The organism is Lysobacter antibioticus HS124 (assembly GCF_000336385.2).
Classification (GTDB): domain Bacteria; phylum Pseudomonadota; class Gammaproteobacteria; order Xanthomonadales; family Xanthomonadaceae; genus Lysobacter; species Lysobacter firmicutimachus.
In genome coordinates this window covers 1-24035 of the sequence record NZ_HG424482.1, presented here as the reverse complement: position 1 = coordinate 24035, position 24035 = coordinate 1, and the positions used below count along the sequence as shown (strand labels likewise).

The following is a 24035-nucleotide window of genomic DNA, read 5'->3' as shown; positions in this document are numbered from 1 at the left end:
AGCGACGACCTGACCAACTTCGACTACGACCACAAGGGCTGGTTCTTGAACCTGCTTGGGACCTACTAGCCGAAAAGGCTTATGGGCGACCTCCGGGCTCTGCGGATAGGCTTTGCGCCGATGCTGAACGGGAGAGCGGCGTCTAGCTTGTCTATGGAGTGGTAATGAACGCTGTGAAGGAAAAAATCAGGCTGTCTACTCTCGCCGTGACCGTGTCCCTCATGGGCACGGTTCCGGCTACGAGTTTCGCCGCCAATGCATTGGCGGAGGACGGTTTGAGCGGTTGGCGGACCGAGGCGGTGGGCAAGGATTCGGGCCTCTGCATCGATGTGGACGGGCAGCGGCAAGCAGTTCAGAGCTACTGCACCGGCAGCGCCTCGCAGCGGTTCCAACTGGCAGGCAACGCCGATGGCACGTACAGCCTGCGTCAGGACGCGGACACGAATCAGTGTTTGGGCGTCGGCGCAGGCCGGACAGACAACTATGCCCCGATCACAAAGGCGAGCTGCGGCGGGGTTCTGGCTTTGGCGCAGAAATGGAAGGTCGAGCGACCCAGCACGGGCAGCTACGTGCTGAAGGCAGCGCACAGCGACAAGTGTCTGGTGGTAGCGGGTGCGTCCAAGACTTCTGGCACGAAGCTGGTGCAGTATGCGTGCAACGGCGGCGCCAACGAGAAGTTTGGTTTCAACAAGTTCGTTGCTGCCTCCAACGATGCGCGTTACTCCGGCGCATGGTCGGCCCCGGTCGATCTGAATATGGTGGCCTCGTCGGTCGCTGTGTTGCCGAACGGCCGGGTGATGTATTGGTCCGGAAGCGGCACGCATTCCTTCCATGGAGGCACGGGTACTTATTACGGATACTTCGATCCGAAGACCGATACGGCCAGTCACCACCCGCTGTATACCGATTTCGGTCTCGAAGCATTCTGCCCGGCGCTGGTGATGGGGGCCGACGGTCGGGTGATGATCATCGGTGGCGGTGGCAAGCAAGAGAACCGCGACCGGGTGTTCAGCTACAACTATGAGACCGGCAATTGGAGACGTGAGTCGTCGCTGACGATTCCGCGTTGGTACAACTCCGGCGTCGTCATGGGCGGTGGCGAGATCTTCACCATCGGCGGCGATGGGGATGGCAATCCGATCCATGCCAACATGGAGAAGATCGGCGAGTACTGGCTTCCTGGCCAGGATACCAACACGCCATGGCGCCTGCTGACCGGGACCGGCGAGCCCGATGCCTACCCCGTCGGTGCCGGGAACTACGGGCAAGCCCGCGCGCAGTACTACCGCCGCTTGGCCCTGGCGCCGGATGGTCGGATTCTGGAGTTCGGCCTAAGCCCGACGATGCGCTGGCATACGGTCGACGGCAACGGCACCACCACCGTGGCCTCGTATCGGCCCGGTGACAACGGCCAAGGCATCGATACCCACGCCCAGGGCGCCCCGTCGGCCCAGTTCTCGCGCGACAAGATCCTAATGGCGGGCGGCGCCATGGCCTTTGGCAATGAAAATGCAGAAGAGGACAAGGGGCTGCAACAAGTCCCGGCGCGAAAGAAGAGCTTCGTTATCGATCTCAACACCGGTACGGCACAACGGGTCGCGGACATGCGCTACCCGCGTTACCAGGCTAACGCCGTGACCATGCCCGACGGACAGGTGTTCGTGACCGGCGGGTCGCCCAAGTCGTTCCTGTTCAACAACACCGGCGCAATCGTCGCACCGGAAATGTACAACCCGGCAACGAACACCTGGACTACGCTCGCGCCAGCCGCGAGGCCGCGCATCTATCACTCGGTCGCCACGCTGCTTCCGGATGGCCGAGTCTGGATTGGCGGCGGCGGTCAATGCGGCACCTGCACGGTCAACGAGAGCGCGGCCGAGATCTTCACCCCTCCGGCCCTGCTCAGGGGATTGCCGCGTCCGATCATTGCCGCTGCGCCGAAGACGGTCGGTTTCGGCCAGCGCTTCACGGTGTCGGCGTCCGTCCAGAACAGCCAGATCAAGCGATTCACGCTGGTGCGCATGTCGGCTACGACGCATTCCATCAATACCGATCAGCGACTGCTGGAGGTCGACTTCTGGGCCGGCGCCAACGGTACCTATGAGTTGACCGCTCCGGCCAACGGGAATCTCGCGCCGCCGGGCTACTACATGTTGTTCGCGATCAGCCAGGACGGCGTGTACTCGAAGTCGTCGATCGTGAAGGTCGGCGCTTAGTCGGACGTCGGCCGGTAATCCGCCGACGCAGCGGATCGCGGATCGGCGTTTGAGCGATTTCGTTAGCCCTCCTCACCCAAGCAGTGCATGGATTGGCGGGTGGGGAGGGATATTTTAACCAGGTCGGGATGTGGGCGCGGTGCCCGTGGGGTGCCGCCAGCGCAGTAGGACGATGGATGTTCTTCCGCCGAATTCCGCCCCGGCCCCCTATTCAATCTGGCGACGGCAATCGAAGTTCAGGATGCCTGGGAGGCGCCGGCTTTACCACCGCCCAAGCTTGAGGTGCTACCGACATGAATAAAGCGATTACGACCGAACAATGCGCCGAAATGGTCTGCGACTTGGATTGGCAGAAGATAAGCCTGGCGCTTCCGCCGAACCTTTCCACCCGGGCGAAGAACAGCTCGCAGAAGTACCGACGCTTCGTCGAGGCGGTGGTATGGGTGGCGTGCAACCGCGCGTTCTGGAGCGAACTGCCGCGCGCCTACGGTCCCTGGCGATCAATCTACGTGCGTTACATGCGCTGGTTCAAGGCGGGGATATGGACCAAGGTCGACCGCACTCTGGACGCGAATAGCGCATGCGGCACCGCGCTGCGGTCCCTGCTGGACGATCAGTTGCATGCCCAGCAGCGCCGTCGCCTGCGGGTCGAGCGCAAGACGCCCCCGTCGGCGGTCCATCCGCGGGAAGACGTACCTCTGCTGTGAGTCGTGCGCAGGCCGGCGACCGACGCAGAGGCCGCTGGCTTGGCGTCGGACGTCGGCGCACTGCAGCGCTGGCGCTGCGCCCACCCGGGAGGTCAGCCGATCAGGTGGGTCAATCCGTTTCGCTCGAGATAGCGGCCGATTTCATCGTTCGACCTCAGCCCCAGCTTGCGCATGGCGTTGTACTTGTGGGTCGTGACGGTCTTGTAGCTGCGTGAGCTGTCGATGGCGATCGCCTGAAGGTTCTCGCCGCGGGCCAGGGCCAGCACCACGGCTTGTTCGCCCGTGGTGAGCTGATACCACGGGTGGCTCTTGGCGGAAACGACGTCGATGGCGGGGTCGACGAAATTCTTTCCCAGCATCACGGCGAAGATGGCCTCGATGACCGTTCGCGGACCGCTGGATTTGGAAACGAAGCCTTGCGCTCCGATTTCCAGCGCCGATAGGGCGAGGCAGGGAAGCTCCGAGCCGGTATAGACGATTATTTGGAGGTTCGGCTGCTTGGCGAGGATTTCCTGCACGAGGGCGATGCTTTTGAATCTGCCCGGCATATACAGGTCGAGAATGAGATAGTCCAGCTGCTCCGTCTCCAGGTGCCGGAGCAGGCCGTCTCCGTCGGACACCGAATCCACGACCACGTTGCCGCTGCCCAGGGCAGAGCCGAGCATTTCGGTCAGGGCGACGACAATGATCGGATGGTCGTCCGCAATCAGCACCTTGATGGGGTTCTGATTTGTGCTCAATTTGGGACCCGGAGAAGGACTGGAAGGGGGATTGGCCGCTTGATCGTCGTATCTGGTCACGTGTTGTTCACTCACCTTCGCTCACGCGGTAGCTTGGCTAGCGCGGGCAGATCCGGAACTCCGCGGCCGGGGAGCGATTGTTTGATCAGGTCCGAATTCTACCCCTACAGGCTCGCACATAGATGGGTCCATAGCGCGGACCGGTCGGAGCGCTGTCGGGCGGTCGCGGCAGAACGGGCGGGAAGCAAGGTGGAATCCTGATAACCTCATCTCGAAGAGCTTGTCCGGCGCATCTGATGGGAGCTGCGTGGTCATGGTGGCATCGTACGGTTCAAGCGGCCTTGAGATACTCATCGTCGACGATGATCCGATCACGGCCGAGGTCGTGGCCGCCGTGCTCCGCGCTGCCGGCGAGACCGGGTTCGCGGTAGCTCACAGCGGCGCCGTGGCGCTGCAGATGTCGGCCGGACGCGACATCGATGTGCTGATCTGCGACTTGAACATGCCCGGAACGGACGGCGTATGGCTGCTCGGGCGCGTCGCGGAATTCGCGGTCCGCCCTTCGGTCATTCTGATCAGCGGCGAAGATTCCAGAGTGATCGATTCGAGCCGTCAGTTCGTGGAAGAACGCGGCATGACGCTGCTCGGCGCGCTGCAGAAACCGATCGAGTCCGATGCGCTGTTGCGCGCTCTTCGCCGGCATAGATCCGGCGGCGGGGCGACCCGGGAGCGGCCGTCCCGGCCGCCGTTCGATCCCGGCCGGATCAGGCAGGGACTTGCCGGCGACGCCTTGCGATTGGCGTTCCAGCCGAAGGTGAATCTCGCCGACAAGACGCTGGCCGGAGCCGAAGCGCTGCTGAGATGGGGCGACCCGGAGCTCGGCTTCATACCCGCGTGCGAGATCGTCGATGGGGCGGAGCGCATCGGCCTGATCGACGAACTGACGCTAGCGGTGCTCGCCAAGGCGGCGATCGGGCGCGGCGCGATGCTGGCGCGGAATCTGGATGTCGGGATTTCGTTCAACGTGTCCATGAAGAGTTTGAACAATCCCACGGTCGTGGATCGGATGGTGGAGGTCGTCGCCGCGGCGGGAGATCGCTTCGACCGCTATACGGTGGAGGTGACCGAAACGCATCTGATGCGCGAGCCGGCCAAGGTGCTGGAATCGCTGATCCGGTTCAGGCTGCGCGGTTTCAGGATCGCGATCGACGACTACGGCGTCGGCGCAGCGGCGATGCAGTTCCTGATGAAGTTGCCGAGCAACGAGCTGAAGATCGACCGCAGCTTCGTCGCGGCGGCCCCCATCAGCGCGCAGGCCTATGAGTTGCTCAAGTCGGCGGTCGAGCTGGGCTTGCGGCTGGGACAGGTCGTGGTCGCCGAGGGCGTGGAAACCGAGGTTGAGTCGACACTGGTCCAGTCCCTGGGGTGCCAGCAGGGCCAAGGCTATCTCTATGGGCCGCCGATGAGCCTGGACGAGCTCATCCGTCGGCATGGCTAGCGGCGGTCGGTCGTGGCCGCGCGCTCCCTGGCGGGTAGCGGCCGAACGGGAGATCCAGGTGCGCAGTCCATCGGCGGCCGGCTCCTGGGGTGGGGTGTCCCCGAGCGGGCGCGGCGGCGGGCCGGCGGTGGGGGCACCGCGGCTTGTTTGCGTTAGGAGATGCATGTGCGACTCGGGTGCGTCGGCCGAACCATGGAACATCGGATAACGTGGCCATGCTGCGGCTAGCCGCCCGTGCGCTGCTGCTTGCCCTGCTCGCATCGGGCTGGGGCGACGCTGTGTCCGGGCCGATCGGACGCGCGGAACCTCCGCTGCCGGCGATCGTCTTGAACCAAAGCGGCGGGGAAGGCGTATTCGACCTCTTCGACCGCCACAAGGGATTGGCCAGCGACAGGGCCTTGACCGTGCTGGTCGACCGGCATGGCTTCGTGTGGGTCGGCGGCAACAACGGCCTGCACCGATTCGACGGCAGCAGCTTCCTTACCCTCGACCGCGATCCGAACCGGCGCGATTCGCTGGCGAGCCGGATCTCGCTGCTGCTGGCCGACACGTCCGATGCGCTATGGATCGGAAACCAGGACGGCGTGGTGCAACGCCTGGACCGATCGACCGGGCGGCTGGAGCGCACGCCGATACGGACCGCGGAAGGCAGGGCGCCGACTTCCATCGATTGGATGGGCAGCGATCGCACGGACGCGCTGTGGCTCTACACGGATCTGGGGCTGCTGCGGATGTCCGGCTCGCAGCGGACGGCCTCGGTGGTCATGGAGCCGTCCGCCCTGGCCAAAGACCTGACCAGCTTCGAGTTCGACCGGGATCGGGAGCGTTTGTACGTCGCGATCGGCGCCGAACTCAAGTCGATACGCTTCGATGCCGCGCACGCCGCCCAGATCGAGGCGGTGACGAGGATTCCGGATCGCCAGGCGATCACCGGCATGGCGGCCGACGCCGATGGACTGTGGCTGGTCGCGGGGACCCAGTTGTGGCGTTGGCACGGCGGCAGCGGCGCGCTGCGCCGGGTCGATACCCCCGTGCCGATGCTGCGGGCGACGGAGATGGTGGTGGACCGGAGCGGAGTGCTCTGGTTGGCCAGCAGCATCGACGGCCAAGGCGGCTTGTACCGGCTCGACCCGAAGCGCGGCGAGCTGTCGATCTACCATCACTACGCCACCGACCCGCAGAGCTTGGCCAACAACCGGATCTGGTCGCTCGCGATCGACGACAGCAATACGTTGTGGATTGGAACGCGCGGCGGCGTCAATCGGCTTCGCCTGACCGACAACGGGGTCAAGCGGATCGGCTTGCCCGGCAAGAACACCGCCGCCGTGTGCGCGCTGCACGAAAGCGCGGCGGGCAAACTGTACGTGTCCCTGTGCGACGAAGAGCTGCGCGAATTCGATCCGGCGACCTGGCGTTGGAGCCCGATCCCTCCGGAGCTGAGCCGGGCCCTGGATGCGACCTACCCCGGCATCACCGCCACCATCAGCGACATCCTCGACGACGGCGAGGGCGGGCTGTGGATCGCCGGCGGCATGGGGCTCGTGCACTGGAGCCGTAGCGGACGCGCCGAGCGGATTCCGTTCGAGGACCGGCCCGCGGTGTACACCACCGCGGCGCTGATGGACAAGAAGCATGGCCTGTGGGTGGTTACGCACTCCAACGGCCTGGCCTTGCTGCCGCCCGGGGCCAAGCGGCTGCGAAGCATGGGCGTCGGTGCAGAAGGCGTGCTGACCAGCATCGCTGCCGCGCCGGACGGATCGCTATGGCTGGGGTCCGAGCACGGCCTGCTCCGGTATTGGCCGGACTCGGGCAAAACCGTGCGCTACAGGCACCGCCCCGACGATCCGCGCAGTCTGTCCGACGACCACATCCTCGATCTGTACATAGACACCGCAGGCTTGCTATGGATCGGAACCCGCGCGGGGTTGAATCGCGCGGAGTTCGGTCGCGACGGCCGGATCGGATTCCGGCGCTACGGCGCCGCAGAGGGGCTTCCGGACCAGACCATCGAGACCGTGCTGAACGATGACGCGGGCGTCCTGTGGGTGGGCACCGATCGCGGTATCGCCCGCTGGCTGCCCAGAGTCGAGCGGTTCAACGCCTATACCTCGGTCGACGGGATTCCCGACGACACCATCCGCAAGGCGGGTGCGGTGAACAGCCGCGATGGCGGCCTCTACTTCGGAACCTCGAAGGGACTGTGGCGCGTCGATCCCCAACGGCTGAGCCATTCCTATCCCGGCCTGGTGTCCATCAGCAGCTACGAGATCGGCGACGCCACCTACGTCAACTATCTCGGCCGCAACCTCCCCGGCATCAAGGCGTCGTTCGGCGACGGGCGCATCGCCTTCCGGATCGCCAGCTTCGGGGCCTCGCACTCGTTGTCCTACCGCCTGGTCGGCCTCGACGAGCAGTGGCGGGACATGCCGCCGGATCTTTCGATCGCCTACCACCATCTGGCGCCGGGCAAGTACGAGTTGCAGATCAGGCAGTTCGACGGCCAGGGCGTGCAGGCGCGGGAGTTCCTGCTGCCGGTCGAAGTCGAGCCGCCGCTGTGGCGCACGTGGTGGGCGAAACTCGGCTATGTGGTGGCCGCCGCGGCGCTGGCGGGATGGCTGATCCTGTCCCAGCTCGCCGGCCGCCGCCGTCGCCGCGAATACCTGAGCACGCTGCGCGAACGCGACCAGCGTCTGCGCCTGGCGATGTCCGCTTCCGGCGGCCTGATGGTGGAGATCGATTTCCAGCGCGGCGGGGTCCGGTACACGGGCGGCAACGAGCTGGAGGTGATCGACATCGCGGACTATCTCGCGCTGGTCCACCCGGACGACAGGAGCACCGTCGAGCGTTCCTTCGAGGCCTTGCAGCGCCTGGACGTGAGGGACCTCGATCTCGAGTACCGGCTGCGCGCGGCGGACGCCCAGTGGACCTGGGTCAGGCTGCGCGGCCAGCTGATGGAGCAAATGGGCGGCGTTCGCGAGATATTCACCGGCATGGTCCACGACGTTTCCCAGGAGCGCAGCTACAGGGAACTGCGGCAGCGCGGAGAGTTCCTTGCGGTCATGAGCCACGAGATCCGCACGCCTTTGAACGGCGTGGTCGGCATGGTCGATCTGCTCGACAGGACGCCGATGAACTCGGAGCAGCGCAAGATGCTGCATGCCTGCAAGGAGTCGACCTCGGTGCTGATGACCTTGGTCAACGACGTGCTGGATCTTTCCAAGATCGACGCGGGAAGGCTGGACCTGCAACAGGCCAGCGTTCCCGTTCGCGAGTTGGTGGAGACCGTGGCCGGCGCTTTCAGTTCGCAGGCTTACAAGCAAGGCATCGATATCGATGTTTGCGTGGCGCCCGATGTTCCGGCGCAGGTGATCGGCGATGCGACGCGATTGCGCCAGATACTCGCCAACCTGGTCGCGAACGCGGTCAAGTTCACCGAGCAGGGCGGCGTCTCGATCGATGTCGCCCTGGAGGCGCCCGGCAGGCTGCGGGTGCTGGTCTCCGATACCGGCATCGGCATGGACGAGGAGGGGGTGAAAGGCCTGTTCCGGCCCTTCCAGCAGGTCGCCGGTACCACCCACCGGTTCGGCGGCACGGGATTGGGGCTGAGCATCGTCAAAAGCCTGGTCGAAGCCATGGACGGGCATATCAAGTGCGAGAGCCGCGTAGGCAGCGGTACGCGCTTCAGTCTGGTGATCTCCGCTCCGGCCGTCGCCGAGGACGCGGCCGCGCCGAAGCGGTTGAGCGGCACCCGGGTGCTGGTGATCGCACCGAACACTGACAGCAGGCGATTCATCCACGAACCGCTGCGTTGGTCGGGCGCGGATGTCGAGTTCGTGCACGATGCCGAGGCGGCGCTGGCCCGGTTGCAGCAAGAGGGCTCCGCATCGATCGATGCGGTGCTAATCGACAAGCGGGCGGCGCCGTCGGTGCATGCCGCGCTGATCGATCGCGACAGCGTATCGGCCGCCGTACCGGTCGTCGCCGTGCGCCGAGGCCAAACCGATGCCGTCGTCTCGAATCGGTTGACCTGGATCGACGGCTGTCCCGTCACCGTGGCAGGGCTGATACGTGGAATCGAGGTGGCATTGCGGCGCGAGCCGGACGAGCAGCAGCGCTCTGCCTGGGAGGCGCCTGCGCCGCCCGAAACCCTGTTCGGCCAGCGCCAGATCGTGCTCTTGGCCGAAGACAATCCGACCAACCGCGAGGTCGCGTCCCGACAGCTCCAATTGCTCGGCTTCCGTTGCGAGATGGCGGAGGACGGAGAAGAGGCCTGGTCGATGCTGCAGCGGCATCCCGGCCGTTACGCCGTGCTGATCACCGACGGGCAGATGCCGCGCCTGGACGGCTATCGCTTGGCCGAGCGGATTCGCGATCACGAGGCGAGGCACGGGGGGCCGCGGCTGAAGATCCTGCTGCTGACCGCCAGCGTTCTCGCGGCCGATCGAGAGCGATGCATGGCGCTGGACATGGACGGGTTGCTGACCAAGCCCCTGCTGATCGACGACCTGAAGGCGAAGCTCTACGAACTGGTGCCGCCGGCCCGCGGCGTCGCGCCGGCCGAGGCCACAGCGGCGACCCACGGCGTCCCGGCCGAGCTGTCGGGACTGCTCAAGCAGCTCGGCGGCAACGAGTCGGCCTTGCGGCGCCTGCTCGAATTGTATGTCCGGACCACCGATGCGGACTTGCGGGCGCTGCGGGAGGCGGCGCAGCGCAACGACCGCCGCACGGTCGGCGAATTGGCGCATCGGATGAAATCGGCCTGCCTGCAAATGGGGCAGCTGCCTGCGGGGGAGCGGCTGGGGCGGTTGGAACGCGCTGCGTTCGGCGGCGACGAGGACGGGGCGGCGTTCCAGCGGATGGCGGAAGACGCCGTTCTGGAGCTGGACCGCGCGCTGGCGTTGGCGACCGGGTATCTCGCCGAGCTGCGATCTCATTGAGCTCCGCCGACGAAAGCGGCTTCTTGACGCGTAAGCCTCCGCGCCAAGCCGGCTCCGCAAGAGATGGGGCCCGGCGTCGCCTCTGCCATCTCCGGCAGGGCGATGCACGCTGCGGCACAGGTTCGCGTTTGAGAAGGCGATCTCTCGGCCTGGGAACAATCGCCGACCCTCCCGGCCCGAAGGTTCATGGCTCGGCCTTGGCATCGTCCGGTAACTGGTGGCCGAGGATCGAGAGCGCACCCCCGAGGCCGGGCGACTGCCCGGCGATGCGGGATCGTACTGAGCGGGCAATCGCGAAGGACAGGTTTCGAACGGATCGAGATACTGGAAGGATCCGGTTTCGACGCGCCGGGCCCACTCCTCAGCCCACGGGCGACTCGATCGTTTGAAGCATCCGGCCCGGAGGCATCTCGAACACGCAGCGCCGGCACGAGTGTGATGGCTTTACTTCATTTCTGAATATCATGATCCAAACTTGATGGGCGTCGCATTTTCCTCGGTAGGATGGCCATGTCGCGCTATGTCGTGCCGGTCCAGGGGCGCAGGCCGCGACAGCAACCGGAAACGCTTCCGAAGGCGGCTTCAAGCGAGGGCATATGGAACTGTTCGGCAACAACGTGGGTGCGGGCGCGTGCTGGACGGAGAGCGGGTTCGACGTCGAGCGCTGCGCCGACGCGGTGGAAGTGAAGGTCCTGCACAGCACTTTCATGGCAGGACGCGATGCGACGACTTGCGTCACTTTGATCGTGCACAGCGAGTCGATGGAGGACGGCAGGATCGCCGCGCTCCACGACGCATGCCTCGAAGCGGTCAGGCGCGCCAGCGGCGACGCGGCGGCTGCCGATGAGTCCGGGCGCTGACGCGCCGGGCAGTGCACTTGCGGCGAAGATGAGCTCCGCCGCGACCGGATGGCCGGCGTGGGTCCGGGCATGTCGGGACCCGCTCCCGGGTTCGCTCGGCGATATGGATGTTGGCGGTGGCGCTGTGCCTACACGGAGCTCTTGCTGCCGATGCAGCGCCCTTGCGTTGCGGCCCGGCATCGAACGGGCTGGACGTGTCGACGAACTCCGATCGCCGGCGCGAACGCGCCTGTCCGATGGCGCTTGCGGTCGCCGACGCGTATGTCCGCGGCAGGCAGCAAGGACGCCCCGGCGTACTCCGCGTGAGGGTCGCCGGCGCGTTCTGGCTATGCAGCGAAATCCATGACGATACGAATCCGTACGGCGAGTGCGTGATGCGCCGGAATCGGCGCGAGCGCGTCTGGGTCCGCTCCTGACGGACGTTGGTGACCGCGCGAGCGGTTCGGCCGGGATCTGCATACTTCGCTAAACATCCGATGCCGCCGTGGTCGGGCCGTCGGATGCGCGGCTGTCGCGCTCGAAGCATTCGCCCCACGAGACGCACCCCGGCGGCGATGCCGCGCGAACGGCGGCGCATGCGCAGCCCGCTCATCGCGGCTTGCCGCCAATGGGCGCAGCCGGAGGTTCGCGATTCGTTAATCGCTGCGTCCGCGCGCGGATCGCGGCCGGTGGAAACCGATTCCAAAGAAGAAATGATGAAAAAAAGATATCTCGCACATGGTCGGTCGTGTGCGCGGCCCGTAGATCTGAGACACCGGTCGCGCGGCGTGAGTCGCCGTCAACGGAGCCGGAGCGTGCGGATCCCCCAGGGGCCGCCATTTTCATCTCTTCAGAGGGGTAGCTAGATGTCCACTGTGTCCAACAACGCCGTGCGCAAGAGCGCACTGGCGGCGGCAACGGTACTGGCGCTTTCCGCACTCTCCGCGCCTGCCTTCGCCGGGCGGGTCCACCTGAACGGCCTGGATGCGCCGCAGGGCTATGACGGATTCATCGTCAAGTACCGCAACGGCTCGGCCCAGCGGCGCGACAGCGCCGCGGTGGCGGCCGCGTTGCGCCAGAGCGTGCGGGCCAAGATCGCCGGCCGGCTGCTGGCGCTCAAGCACGTACGGCGCCTGGGCATCGGTGCGGACTTCGTGCGCGCCGAGCAGACTCTGGACCGGGTCGGCGCCGAAGCGCTGATGCGCCAGCTGGCGGCCGATCCCAACGTCGAGTCGGTGCAGGTCAACCGTCTGTGGACCCATGCGATGGAGCCCAACGACACCCGCTACGGCGAGCAGTGGCACTACTCCGGGGTCAACGGTGCGCGGGTCAATACCGCCTGGGACCGGGCAACCGGTGCCGGCACGGTGGTCGCCGTCGTCGACAGCGGCATCGCGCCGCACGCCGAGCTCGACGCCCGCAACAACTTGCTGCCGGGCTACGACTTCGTCACTGACGCCGCCCGCGCCCGCGACGGCAACGGTCGCGACAACAACCCCAACGACGAAGGCGACTGGTTCGCGACGGGCGAGTGCGGACCGCTGAGCGTCGGCCGCAACTCCAGCTGGCACGGCACCCACGTCGCGGGCACCATCGCCGCGGCCAGCAACAACGCCACCGGCGTGGCCGGCGTGGCGCACGGAGCGCGCGTCGTTCCGGTGCGGGCCCTGGCCAAGTGCGGCGGCTCTACGGTCGACATCGCCGATGCCATCGTATGGGCCGCCGGCGCCCCGGTGGACGGCGTCCCGGCCAACCAGAATCCCGCCGAGATCATCAACCTGAGCCTGGGCGGGCTGAGCGAAAACGGGTGCGATCCGTCGTACCAAGAGGCGATCGATGTCGCGGTCGCGCGCGGCGCGACCGTGGTCGTGGCCGCCGGCAATTCCAATCTCAACGTATCGCGCTTCACCCCGGCCAACTGCGCCAACGTAATCGCGGTCACCGCCATGGACCAGAACGGAGACCGGGCCTTCTATTCCAACTATGGCGCCCTGCTCGACATCGCCGCGCCGGGCGGCGAGAACTGCAGCCCGCAGAACCGCTTCCTGGCGCTGGACCAGTCGCCGGGGGGCACCTGCGTCCGTCAGCACGATGCGCAGGGCGTGCTGTCGCTGGGCAATACCGGTGCGCAGCGTCAGGGCGCGTGCACCTACACCTTCATGAGCGGCACTTCGATGGCCGCGCCGCATGTGGCCGGGGTGGCGGCACTGATGCAGTCGGCGGTCGCCCGGCCGTTGACCCCGGCGCAGATCGAGCAGGCGCTGAAGGACTCCAGCCGCGCGATCGCAGCGGCCAATTGCCCCGGCGGCTGCGGCATCGGCTCGCTGGACGCCAACGCGGCCGTGCTCGAGGCGATCCGGGTCGGTGGCGCCGCCGGCGGCGGCAACGTCGCTCCGGTGGCGAACTTCAATACCCAGGTCGCGGGCCTCACGGCAACGTTCACCGACGCCTCGGCCGATGCCGACGGCAGCATCGTGTCCCGCAGCTGGAACTTCGGCGACGGCAGCGCAGCCTCCAGCGCCACCAATCCCAGCCACGCTTACGCCGCCGCGGGCACCTACAACGTTAGCCTGACGGTCACCGACAACGCCGGCGCCACCCATACCAAGACAGCGTCGGTCACGGTCGCCGCGGCCAGCGGCGGCCCGCAGGTCTACAGCAACGCCGCCGACTACGCGATCAAGGACCTGACGACGGTGGAAAGCCCAATCGCGGTCGCCGGCCGCAACGGCAACGCGCCGACCGCAGCCAAGGTTACGGTGGCGATCGAGCACAGCTTCCGCGGCGACCTGCGGGTCGACCTGGTCGCTCCCGACGGTACCGTCTACCTGATCAAGAACTACAACAGCAACGACAGCGCCGACGACGTCCGCGGCACCGCGACCCTGAACTTGTCGAGCGAGCCCTTGAACGGCACTTGGAAGCTGCGGGTCCGCGACAACTACGTCAACGACGTCGGCAAGGTCGACAGCTGGAGCATCGAGTTCTGATCGCGGCATAGACGATTTCGTCTGAAACGAAAGGCAGCCCCGCCCGGCGGGGCTGCCTTGAGTCGTTGGGGCGCCGATATCGGTCCAGCGCCTGTCTGCGCTTTCGACTGCACCCAAAAGCCGTCCTTGCGCGCGTTGCGATGTCGCCCGTATCCATCTCCCGCAGCATCGATGTGCGCAAGCTTGCGCCGTTCCGCAAATCCCGTGCGTACATTCAGCCTGCAGTACTTGTCGGGGCCGGTCGCGCACCACATGATGTGCGCGCCGCCGCCAGCAGGCGATGCGACTTCCGAAGCCGATCGATCCCGCTTCGGCTGAGCAAGATCTCGCGACATCCGATCGCGACCGCAAGAATGGACGCCCGATGACGACGCCTTGGCCCGCCGAAGCGCGATACCTGCAGCTGGTCGATGTCACTGTGGACTTGCGCTTCCGGCGCCTGATCCTCGCCGACCGCAGCCTGGAACTGCCGCAGCGGGTGTTCGACCTGATGCTGCTGTTCCTGGGCGAGCCGCACAAACTGCATACGCGCGCGACGCTGTTCGACCGGCTCTGGGCGGGAACGGTGGTGGAAGACACCAACCTGTCGCAGAACGTCTGGCTGCTGCGCAAGGCCTTGGGCGAGGAGCGCAAGGCCTGGATCCGCACCGTGGCCAAGTCGGGCTATGTGTTCGAGCCGCCCGGGCCGATACGCTGGTTCGAGCGGTTGCCGGCCGCGTCGCCGGCCACCCGCGCGACGGCGCCGCCGGTCGTCGAGCGCGACACCGCGCCCGAAGCCGGGTTGGCGATCGATACCGCATCGCCGGTGGCGGACGCGAGCGGCGACACGCTCGCGGCCAGGGCGGCGGAGGCCGACCGATCCGGGCAGGCCGCGTTGCCGACGTCGAATCCGGAGGCGGAGCGTCCCGCGGCGCGGCCTGATCGCCGGCGTCGCTATGTCGGTTTGGCCGCCGTATTGGCGCTGATCGCCGTGGCGACGGCGTCGCTGATGGTTTGGCGGCATGCGCAGCCGCGCAATGCAGGCTCGGTGGCGCTGGTGATGGTGGAGGACGGAAGCGGCTCGTCGTGGCCGGCGAAGCTGTTGCAGCAGTGGCTGGCGTGGAAGCTGGACAGCCTGCCGGAAGCGAACGTGTTGCGCGAAGGCGATGTGGCCAGCGGAATCGGAACGGCGCCGATCGACGTGGTCTTCCTGTCCTCGGTGCGGTCCTCCGACGACCCGACGAAGTGGGAGCTGCACGCGCGGCTGATTCACGGCGGCAAGGAAGAGCGCATCAGCGCGACCGGCAACCCGGCCGACATGCCCGCGCTGGTCGATTCGCTTTCGCGCCGGATCGTCGCCCGCTTGCTGCCCGAGCGTGCCGCGCCTTGGCCGACGCTGGAGGCGAGTGCGGACGCCGCTCAGCGCTACGAGGGGTTCGCCCGCGCGCTGGACCGCCGCGACTGGATGACGGCGAGCCGGCTTGGAGCTGAGGTCGTGCGGCTCGCGCCGCGTTTCGCCTTGGTGCGCTTGCAGCTCGCCGACGCCTTGAGCCAGCTCAGCCAGGCCACGGCGGCGAGAGAACAACAGCGTGTCGCTGCGCAACTGCTTCAAGGATCGCCCACCGAGGCGGTGGCATCGCTGGAGGCCCGGCAACAGGCCATGGAAATCGGCGGCGCCGGTAAGGCCCTGGTTCTCTATCAGGCCCTGGTCGACCGTTATCCGGACAAGACCGGCTATCGCCTCAAGCTGGCCGAACTGTTGATCCTGGCCGGGCAATACGAGCGCGCGCTGACTCACCTGGCGGACGCGCCCGGACGAAGCGAAGCGCTGGGCGTGCGCATCGCCAAGCGCCTGTTGCGGGCACAGGCCTACGGGCATCTCGGCGATCCGGCGCGGATGCGGGCGATGGCGGTCCAGGCGCAACAGTTGGCCCGCAGTGCGGGAGACGGTTGGGCCTCCGAGCAGGCGAGCGCCTGGATACTGCGCGGAAAGGCCGACGATTTCCAGGATCCGGAGCGCAAGTCCGCGTCCGCCTTCGAACAGGCGGCGACACTGTATCGGCTGGCCGGCGACACCACCGGCGAACTGTATGCGTCCTATCTCGCACGTACGGCCGACCCGCCCGGGCCCGCGACCGACGCCGAACTGGACGTGCTGCTGGCGCGCGCCAATGCCGGCGGCCATCGGCGCCTGGAAGTCGCCATCCTGTTGGCCAACGCGGATCAGCATTCGATTGCCGGCGATGCGGAATCGTACCGGTCGCGTCTGCTGCAGGCTTCGGCCACCGCGACCGCGGCAGGCGACCCCGTCCTGATGGGGGCGGTGAATACGCGGCTGTTGAACATCGAGATATTGACCGCGCGGTTCGACAGCGCCGACAAAATGGCACGGCGGCAGCGGCGCCTGGACCTTCGCGGCACCGCCCGCCTGTTTTCCGATCAGTTCGCCGCGGCCCTGGCCTTGATTCGCGGAGACGCCCAGCGCGCCCTGGACATCGTCGAGGCGAGCGAGCGCCTGTTGCCGCAGGCGGTGCCCGGGCAGCGCGAATCCGAAGCGCTCGCACAGATCGCGTGCGTGCGCACCGATCTGCTGCTGTCGCTGGGACGCATGGCCGAGGCGCGCAAGGCGCTGGAGCGCTGCCGGCAAGGCGAGCGGTGGGCGGTGCAGTTTTACGCGCCGGCGGTCGGCAGCTACATGGAACTGGCGGCGGGCGATCTGCCGCGTGCGAGGGCGCTGTTGCACCAGGCGGAGGCATCGATGGCCAGGATGACCCCCGACCGCTGGCTCAATGCCATCGAGGTAGCGCGAATCGCCACCCGCCTGGGCGAGCTCGAACGTTCCGAACGGATTTATGCCGAGGTGCTTCCGGCGGTGAGTTCGGTCGGCTACACCCTGTTGACTGCGTTGGTGCTGACCGGAAAGGCGGAAAACGCAGCGGCGCGCGGCGACTGGGAGAACAGTCGCCGCTTCGCGAGCGAAGCGCGGCAGGCCATCCCGGACAATGCGTGGGGCATCGTCAGCCGGCTGGATCTGTTGGCCGCGATCGATGCCCGGCAACGCGGCGATGCGGTCGCCGCCAGCGCTCTGGCCGGCCGGTTGCACCGGCGCGCACGCGAACTGGGCGACGTGGTCGCCGAGCTCGAGTCGCACCCCTTGTTCGAACCCGACGCGCTGGACGGCGATTGCGGCCTGGCCGAGCGCGAATCCCTGGTCGCCCGCACCGGCATGCGTGGGGTGCGCCTGGACTGGCTGCTGGGGACGGGCGACGCCCCGCGCGCTGCCGTGGTGCGCTGAAACCAGCGCGGCCCTTTATCGGGGCCAATCCGACATTCGCCGAACGTACGAGTTCCATCCGGGGGCGGCCCGCGGCCGGCTCAGGCCGGGTGCGCGCCGCGCGTTTCGTACAGGTTCGCGGTCAACAACGACAACAGTTCCTCGGTGCGCGCGGCGGCGTACATTTCGAACGCGGTGCGGTAATAGAACTGCGGCAGCGGGTAGTTCATGAACCAGTACACCATCTGCTCCGGGCTCTCGTGGTTGGCCCGCGCCGCCGAGAATATCCGCGCCAGATTGCGCAGGCAGCGCTGCATCTTCGCGGTGCTTTGATTATCGCGAATGATGACGTTGCCATTGGGGTTGGATATCGCGGTCAAATCCTTGGCGCGGATGCCCAGGACGTTGATTACCCGTTTGGGCGAGATATGCGGGGTCCCTGGGGCGCGCAAGGACGTCATAAAGGTTTCGAATTCGCTCTCGGTCATGACGGTCTCGTCGGGTTCGTGGAGGCGCTCGCGCCGGGTCGGCGCATGAACGGCGCAACCGGGACTTCGGCCCCGGCGGACGGGGGTGAAGCGGCCTGGGCCCGACCTTTGTTGGGCCGGCGCTGCGATCCCGCGCGCGACGTTTCGGACGCATCCGATTGCGCGCTTCTGCCGCCCCGAATGCTTGCGGCTGAGGATCTTTTTTTTCTCATTTCGCCGAAAAAAGTGTTCTGCGTCTCGTTTTATGGGCGCGATCGGGCTCTCTCGACTGTGCCATAAATCATTGAATTAAAAGCCGAGAAGGCCTGTGGCTGCGGGGTGGCAGCGCTCCGCGGAGGCCGGGTGCCGGAACGGCCCCGGCGCGGCAAAGAAATCACAAAAGATTGATATCTCCTCGCAAGCCCAATGTGCCGCGTGTCCCTAGTCTGGTCGCCATAGGGACAGCAGCACCGCCGATCGGCTGACCGCCGCCGCGATTCGATCGCAGGTTTTCGATTCGGGCAACGTGCAGTTCGGTTCGACCTCTCGAACGAGTCGGCTTTCAAAACCCTCCATCACACGGTTCGCCCTTCAGGGGGCGTTTCAACCGCGGGCGAATATCGGTCCGGGATCGGTATTCATGTTTTTGAAAATCGATTCGCCGGGACGGCGAGAGGAAAAGAACCGATGAACTTCATTTACTGCAAGGTGTGGAGCAAGCGCCTGGGGACCTGGGTGGTGGCTTCTGAATTGGCGAAAGCGGGCAAGAAGTGCGTGCGCCGTACTTTAACCGCCTCGGTAGCGATACTCGCCCTGCAAGGAGCAACGGCAGAGGCTTCGATTTTGGCTCCTAATCCGTGTAGCACTGCCGGCACATGGGGCCCCTCGACGCCGGGTCGGGATCCGGGCTACACCGATCAAAATCCCATCGTTAATGGCAGCGGAGAGTACTCGATAGTCACCGGCTGCAACGCTGACGGGGGCGGCTTCAATGCGGTATCCCTGTTTGGGTCAGGCTCGAAAGTTACTGGCCATGGCGGAAGTGTCTTCGGATTTCAGGCGAAGGCCGGCCAATGGGGAACGGCGCTGGGGATCGATAGTGAGGCATCGGGGCTGGGGTCTACGGCAGCGGGTTTCGGCAGCTTCGCGACGGGTTCCAATGCCGTAGCAATCGGTGGTGCAGTCACAAGCACTTCCGGAGCGCAGACCGCCGCAAACGCAGTTCGAGCGGAAGGGTCAGGCTCGGTAGCGATCGGCGCCAACGCCACACGCGGTGCCCAATCCAAAGCGATATTGAGTATCGCCATTGGCGGCCAGGCGATGACGACCGCCACAGCCGAAGGCGGCGTGGCCATCGGCAACAACTCCGAAAGCAGTGCCGTTGGCGCCGTCGCTATCGGCGGCAGCAACAGCGGCACGACCGCTGGCGCTCGTTCTGCCGGCACCAACGCCATCGCCCTCGGCGTCCAATCCTCGGTCGTTGCCGGCGCCACCTCTGGCATCGCCATCGGCCGCGGCGCGACCGTCAACGGCGAACACGGCGTCGCCCAGGGCGACGGCGCCGTCAGCGGCGCCATCGGCCGCAACGTGGCCATCGGCTCGGCGTCCAATGCCAATGGCGGCACGGCGGCGGGTGGCGCAGTCGCGATCGGCCGTCAGCAGACCGCCAGCGGCAACGGCGCGGTCGCCATCGGCGACCCGAACACCGCCACCGGGACCGGCGCGGTCGCCGTAGGTGCGGACAACACCGCCAACGGGCAGGGCGCGGTGGCGCTCGGCAACGCCAACAGCGCATCGGGCCAGGGCGCGGTGGCGCTCGGCAACGTCAGCTCGGCCGGCGCTGCGGGCGCTGTGGCCCTCGGCGACGGCGCATCGGCCAACATCGCGCGCAGCGTCGCGCTGGGCAGCGGTTCGGCGACCGCCGCCGCGGTCGGCACCGCCAGCACCGTCATTCGCGGCACCACCTACAACTTCGCCGGCACCGCGCCGGCCAGCACCGTCAGCGTGGGAACGGCGGGCAGCGAACGTACCGTCACCAACGTCGCCGCCGGCCGCCTCAGCGCCACCAGCACCGACGCCGTCAACGGCAGCCAGCTGTTCGCCACCAATCAGGCGGTGCAGGCGGCGGGCGCCGGTTTCGCCGTCACCGCGCAGGGCGCCAACAGCAGCAATGTCGACCCGAGCGAATCGGTCGATCTTCGCAACGGCGACGGCAACATCGTCGTCAGCAAGACCGCGGCCGACAACAACGTCAACTTCGACCTGGCCGACGACATCGCCGTCACCAGCGTAACCGCCGGCAACAGCCGTCTCGACAACAACGGCCTGACCATCACCGGCGGCCCGAGCGTGACTGTCACGGGCATCAATGCCGGTAGCCGGGTGATCACCAACGTCGCCGCAGGCGTCGCCGGGACCGACGCGGTCAACAAGAGCCAGCTCGATGCGGTCGGCGCGACCGCGAGCGCAGGCTTCAACGTCAGCGCGCAAGGCGCCAACGCCACCAACGTGGCTCCGGGCGAGACGGTGGACCTGAAGAACACCGACGGCAACATCGCGGTGAGCAAGACCGGCGCCGACGACAGCGTCAGCTTCGACCTGGCCGACGACATCACCGTCACCAGCGTCACCGCCGGCAACAGCCGCCTCGACAACAACGGCCTGACCATCGCCGGCGGCCCGAGCGTGACCGCAGCCGGCATCGACGCCGGCAACCGGGTCGTGACCAACGTCGCTGCCGGCGTGGCCGGAACCGACGCGGTCAACAAGAGCCAGCTCGATGCGGTGGCCGGCGGAGCGACGACGCAAGGCTTGAACTTCACCGGCAACGACAATGCGGCCGGCGACGTGCATCGCGATCTGGGCCAGACCTTGTCCATCCGTGGAGATGCCGCCACCACCGGCAGCTACAGCGGCGCCAACCTCAAGACCGTGACCGACCCGGCCACCGGCGCGATCCAGCTGCAGCTGGCCGAGTCGCCGAAGTTCGGCAGCGTGATCGTCAACGATGGCGGCAGCGGCAAGATCAGCGGCGTGACCGCCGCCGACCTTAGCGCAGCCAGCACTGAGGCGGTCAACGGCTCGCAGCTGTTCCAGACCAATCAGGACGTGGCCGCGCTCGGCACTCGCGTGACCGCGAACGAGGCCGACATCGCCGCGCTCAATGCCGTGGTGGGACCGACCGACCAGGCTTACCAGAACGCCAACGGCCACGGCGTACGCTATGTGCGCACCAACGATACCGGCTTGCCGGAGTCCGACGCCTTTGCGACGGGCGCCAACTCGACCGCGATCGGCTACAACGCCCAGGCCTCGGCCGAAGAAACCCTTGCCGTCGGCGAAAACTCGGTGGCTAGCCAGCTCAGTGCCATGGCCGTCGGCTCGGGTGCGCAGGCGACAGGCGAGTACGCCATCGCCTTCGGCGATAACGCCCGGGCCAGCGGCCAGCACTCGCTGTCGGTCGGCGATGAGTCGCAGGCCACCGCTGCGCATGCGATGGCCGTGGGCACGGCGGCTACTGCGTCCGGCGCTCTGGCTACGACAGTGGGCACGTTCTCGGAGGCGAGCGGTTTCCGATCGACGGCGCTCGGCAACGAAGCCGCGGCGACCGCGAGTTCGGCGACCGCCATCGGTATGAACAGCCGGGCCAGCCATGCCGGCAGCGTCGCGCTCGGCGCCGATTCGGTGGCCGACGGCGCCACGCTCGGCAACGCGGCCTACGTGCCGCCGGCCTCGACGTACGCGGTAGCGGGCACGACTCCGGCCGGCGAGGTGTCGGTCGGCGGCGCAAGCAGCAAGCGTCGTTTGACCAACCTCGCCGCCGGCGCGACCGATACCGACGCGGTCAACGTGAGCCAGCTCAAGGCGGTGGACAGCAAGATCACCGCGCTGGGCCAGGACTCGCTGCTGTGGGACCCGACCGCCAACGGCGGCGCGGGCGCCTATAACGCCAATCATGGCGGCACGGGCCCGAACAAGATTGTCAACGTCGCCCCGGCCGATCTCAGCGCGACCAGCGCCGATGCGGTCAACGGCTCGCAGTTGTTCCAAACCAACCAGAACGTGGCCGCGTTGGACGGCCGCATGACCACCGCCGAGGGCAACATCACCAACCTCGACAACCGCGTGACCAACGTGGAAGGCCAGATGTCGTCGCTGGGCCAGGACGCGCTGAAGTGGGATCCGGCCGCGAACGGTGGTGCCGGCGCCTATAACGCCAACCACGGCGGCAGCGGCCCGAACAAGATCGTCAACGTGGCGCCGGCCGACCTGAGCGCGGCCAGCACCGACGCAGTCAACGGCTCGCAGCTGTTCCAGACCAACCAGAACGTGGCGGCGCTGGACGGCCGCATGACCGCCGCCGAAGGCGACATCGCCAACCTCGACAACCGCGTCACCACCAACGAGGGCGCGATCACCAACCTGGACAACCGAGTCACCACCAACGAAGGCGACATCACCAACCTCAAGAACCAGATCGGCCCGACCGATCCGGCCTACCTGCAGCAGAACGGCCGCGGCACGCGCTATGCGCGCACCAACGACACCGGCCTGCCCGAGGACGATGCGCACGCGCAGGCCGCCGGTTCGACCGCGCTGGGCTATAACGCGGTCAGCTCGGCCGCGGACGCAGTCGCGATCGGCCGCAACGCGCAGGCCAGCCATGCCGGCAGCGTCGCGCTCGGCGCCGGTTCGGTTGCCAACGGCAGCACCCTCGGCAATGCGGCGTATCTGGTCGGCGGCACCGCCACCGGCGAAGTCAACGTCGGCAACCGTCGCGTGACCGGTGTGGCCGCGGGCGCGGAGGACAGCGATGCGGTCAACGTCGCCCAGCTCAAGGCGGTCTCGACCAGCGCCGCCCAGGCCGAGCAACGCGCGGTGAAGTACGACTGGACCGACAGCAACGGCAACGGCCAGATCGACCCGGGCGAGGTCGATTTCAGCAAGGCGACCCTGGCCGGCCCGGCCAGCAGCGACGGCGGCGTCACCGGCGGCACCCGACTGAGCAATGTCGCCCAGGGCGCGGTTTCGGCGACTTCGACCGACGCGGTCAACGGCGCCCAGCTCTACGCCGTCGCCGGCCAGAACGATGCGACCTACATCAGCCAGAACGGCCGCGGCCTGCGCTATGCGCGCAGCAACGACACCGGCCTGGCCGAGGCGGATGCGCACGCTCAGGCCGTCGGGTCGAGCGCGGTCGGCTACAACGCCACCGCTTCGGCCGGAAATGCCGTGGCCGTCGGCCGCGATTCGGTCGCCGGGCACGCCAACTCGGTCGCGCTCGGTGCCGGTTCGGCGACTACGGTCGGCGCGCAGAGCGGCTACAACGGGGCCTATGTCGGCGCCAGCAACTCCACCGGCCAGGTCCATGTCGGCGGCCGTACCGTCGGCGGCGTGGCCGCGGGCACGGCCGCGGACGATGCGGTGAATGTGGCGCAGCTGCAGGCCGGCGTCAGCGATGCGGTCAGTCAGGCCAACAGCTACACCGACGCCCGCGTCAACCAGGTGGCCGGCACGGTCGCCCAGTACGACAACCGCATCGGCGCGGTCGAAGGCGACGTCGCCGACGTCAAGAACGGTTCGGCCGGCCTGTTCCGGGTCAGCCAGGACAACACGGCGGCGCCGACCGCCAGCGGCGCCAATGCGTCGGCCGGCGGCGCGGGCGCGGTGGCCTCGGGCAACGCCAGCACCGCGCTCGGCAGCGGTGCCGCCGCTTCGGCGAACAACGCTGTCGCCCTGGGGGCCGGTTCGGTGGCGAACCAGGACAACACCGTGTCCGTCGGCTCGGTGGGCGGCGAACGGCGGGTGACCAACGTCGCTGCCGGCGTGGCCGATACCGACGCGATCAACGTCTCGCAGTTGAAGGGTTTCACCACCGGCGGGATCCAGTACGACAAGAACGCCGACGGCAGCAACAACACCAACAGCCTGACCTTCAATCCGAACGGCAGCGGCCAGACCACCTTGCGCAACGTCGCCGCCGGCACCGCGCCGACCGACGCGGCCAACGTCGGCCAGGTGCAGGCCGGAGTCAGGGACGCGGTGGTCCAAGCCAACAGCTATACCGACAACCAGGTCGCCACGGTCCGCAACGACGTGTGGAAGCTCAACGGCGACGTCCCGCCTGGAGCGCGACATGCATGCCGGCATCGCCACGGCGATCGCGATCAAGCCGGCGCCCTATGTGGCCGGTCGCACGACGTACTACGCCGGCTTCGGCGCCTACAAGAGCGAGGCCGCGTTCGGCGTGAGCCTGCGGCATACCGCCGACAGCGGGCGCTGGAGCGTGGAAGGCGGCGCGTCGAGCAACAGCGACGGCATCGGCGCCTACATCGGCATCAGCGGCGTACTCGGCGACTGAGGCACCGCGCGGCGACCGGCCGGGGGG

The 24035-nt window shown here is 67.3% G+C and carries 10 protein-coding genes and 1 pseudogene; 9 read left to right on the top strand and 2 right to left on the bottom strand.

All coding sequences use genetic code 11. The features are described from left to right. Positions 1–164: 164 nt before the first annotated feature. Entirely contained in the window at positions 165–2216 is a 2052-nt protein-coding gene (locus TX83_RS08880; protein WP_079248127.1) for a galactose oxidase-like domain-containing protein, read from the top strand. A 293-nt stretch (positions 2217–2509) separates the two neighbouring features. Continuing rightward, positions 2510–2923 carry a transposase gene (locus TX83_RS08875; protein WP_064747596.1) on the top strand — a complete coding sequence of 138 codons (414 nt, stop codon included), beginning with the start codon at positions 2510–2512 and terminating at the stop codon, positions 2921–2923. A gap of 92 nt (positions 2924–3015) precedes the next feature. Here TX83_RS08875 and TX83_RS08870 read toward each other — a convergent pair whose 3' ends face one another. Further along, positions 3016–3723: a response regulator gene (locus tag TX83_RS08870; protein WP_186442558.1), complete on the bottom strand. Its 708-nt coding sequence runs from the start codon at positions 3721–3723 to the stop codon at positions 3016–3018. A gap of 253 nt (positions 3724–3976) precedes the next feature. On the opposite strand from TX83_RS08870, the gene TX83_RS08865 reads away from it, so the two are divergent. From TX83_RS08865 to TX83_RS08840, 5 genes are all read left to right on the top strand, one after another. After that, on the top strand, positions 3977–5161 hold the full coding sequence (locus TX83_RS08865) for an EAL domain-containing response regulator (protein WP_064747594.1): 1185 nt from the start codon (positions 3977–3979) through the stop codon (positions 5159–5161). Between the two features lie 215 nt (positions 5162–5376). Next, entirely contained in the window at positions 5377–10098 is a 4722-nt protein-coding gene (locus TX83_RS08860) for an ATP-binding protein (protein WP_064747593.1), read from the top strand. Between the two features lie 596 nt (positions 10099–10694). Further along, positions 10695–10958 (top strand): hypothetical protein, encoded by a 264-nt coding sequence (locus tag TX83_RS08855; protein ID WP_064747592.1) that lies wholly within the window; start codon positions 10695–10697, stop codon positions 10956–10958. A gap of 845 nt (positions 10959–11803) precedes the next feature. After that, a complete protein-coding gene (locus tag TX83_RS24060) occupies positions 11804–13927 on the top strand; it encodes a S8 family serine peptidase (protein WP_064747590.1) in 2124 nt (707 codons plus the stop codon). A 364-nt stretch (positions 13928–14291) separates the two neighbouring features. Further along, a complete protein-coding gene (locus TX83_RS08840; RefSeq protein WP_064747589.1) occupies positions 14292–17201 on the top strand; it encodes a winged helix-turn-helix domain-containing protein in 2910 nt (969 codons plus the stop codon). An 80-nt stretch (positions 17202–17281) separates the two neighbouring features. Here the strand turns inward: TX83_RS08840 and TX83_RS08835 are convergent, their stop codons facing one another. Beyond that, positions 17282–17668 (bottom strand): hypothetical protein, encoded by a 387-nt coding sequence (locus tag TX83_RS08835; RefSeq protein ID WP_064747588.1) that lies wholly within the window; start codon positions 17666–17668, stop codon positions 17282–17284. A 666-nt stretch (positions 17669–18334) separates the two neighbouring features. On the opposite strand from TX83_RS08835, the pseudogene TX83_RS08820 reads away from it, so the two are divergent. Further along, a pseudogene (locus tag TX83_RS08820) lies at positions 18335–23677 on the top strand (ESPR-type extended signal peptide-containing protein); the annotation flags it as partial. A 106-nt stretch (positions 23678–23783) separates the two neighbouring features. Then, on the top strand, positions 23784–24008 hold the full coding sequence (locus TX83_RS24200; RefSeq protein WP_428992549.1) for a YadA-like family protein: 225 nt from the start codon (positions 23784–23786) through the stop codon (positions 24006–24008). Positions 24009–24035 lie beyond the last annotated feature (27 nt).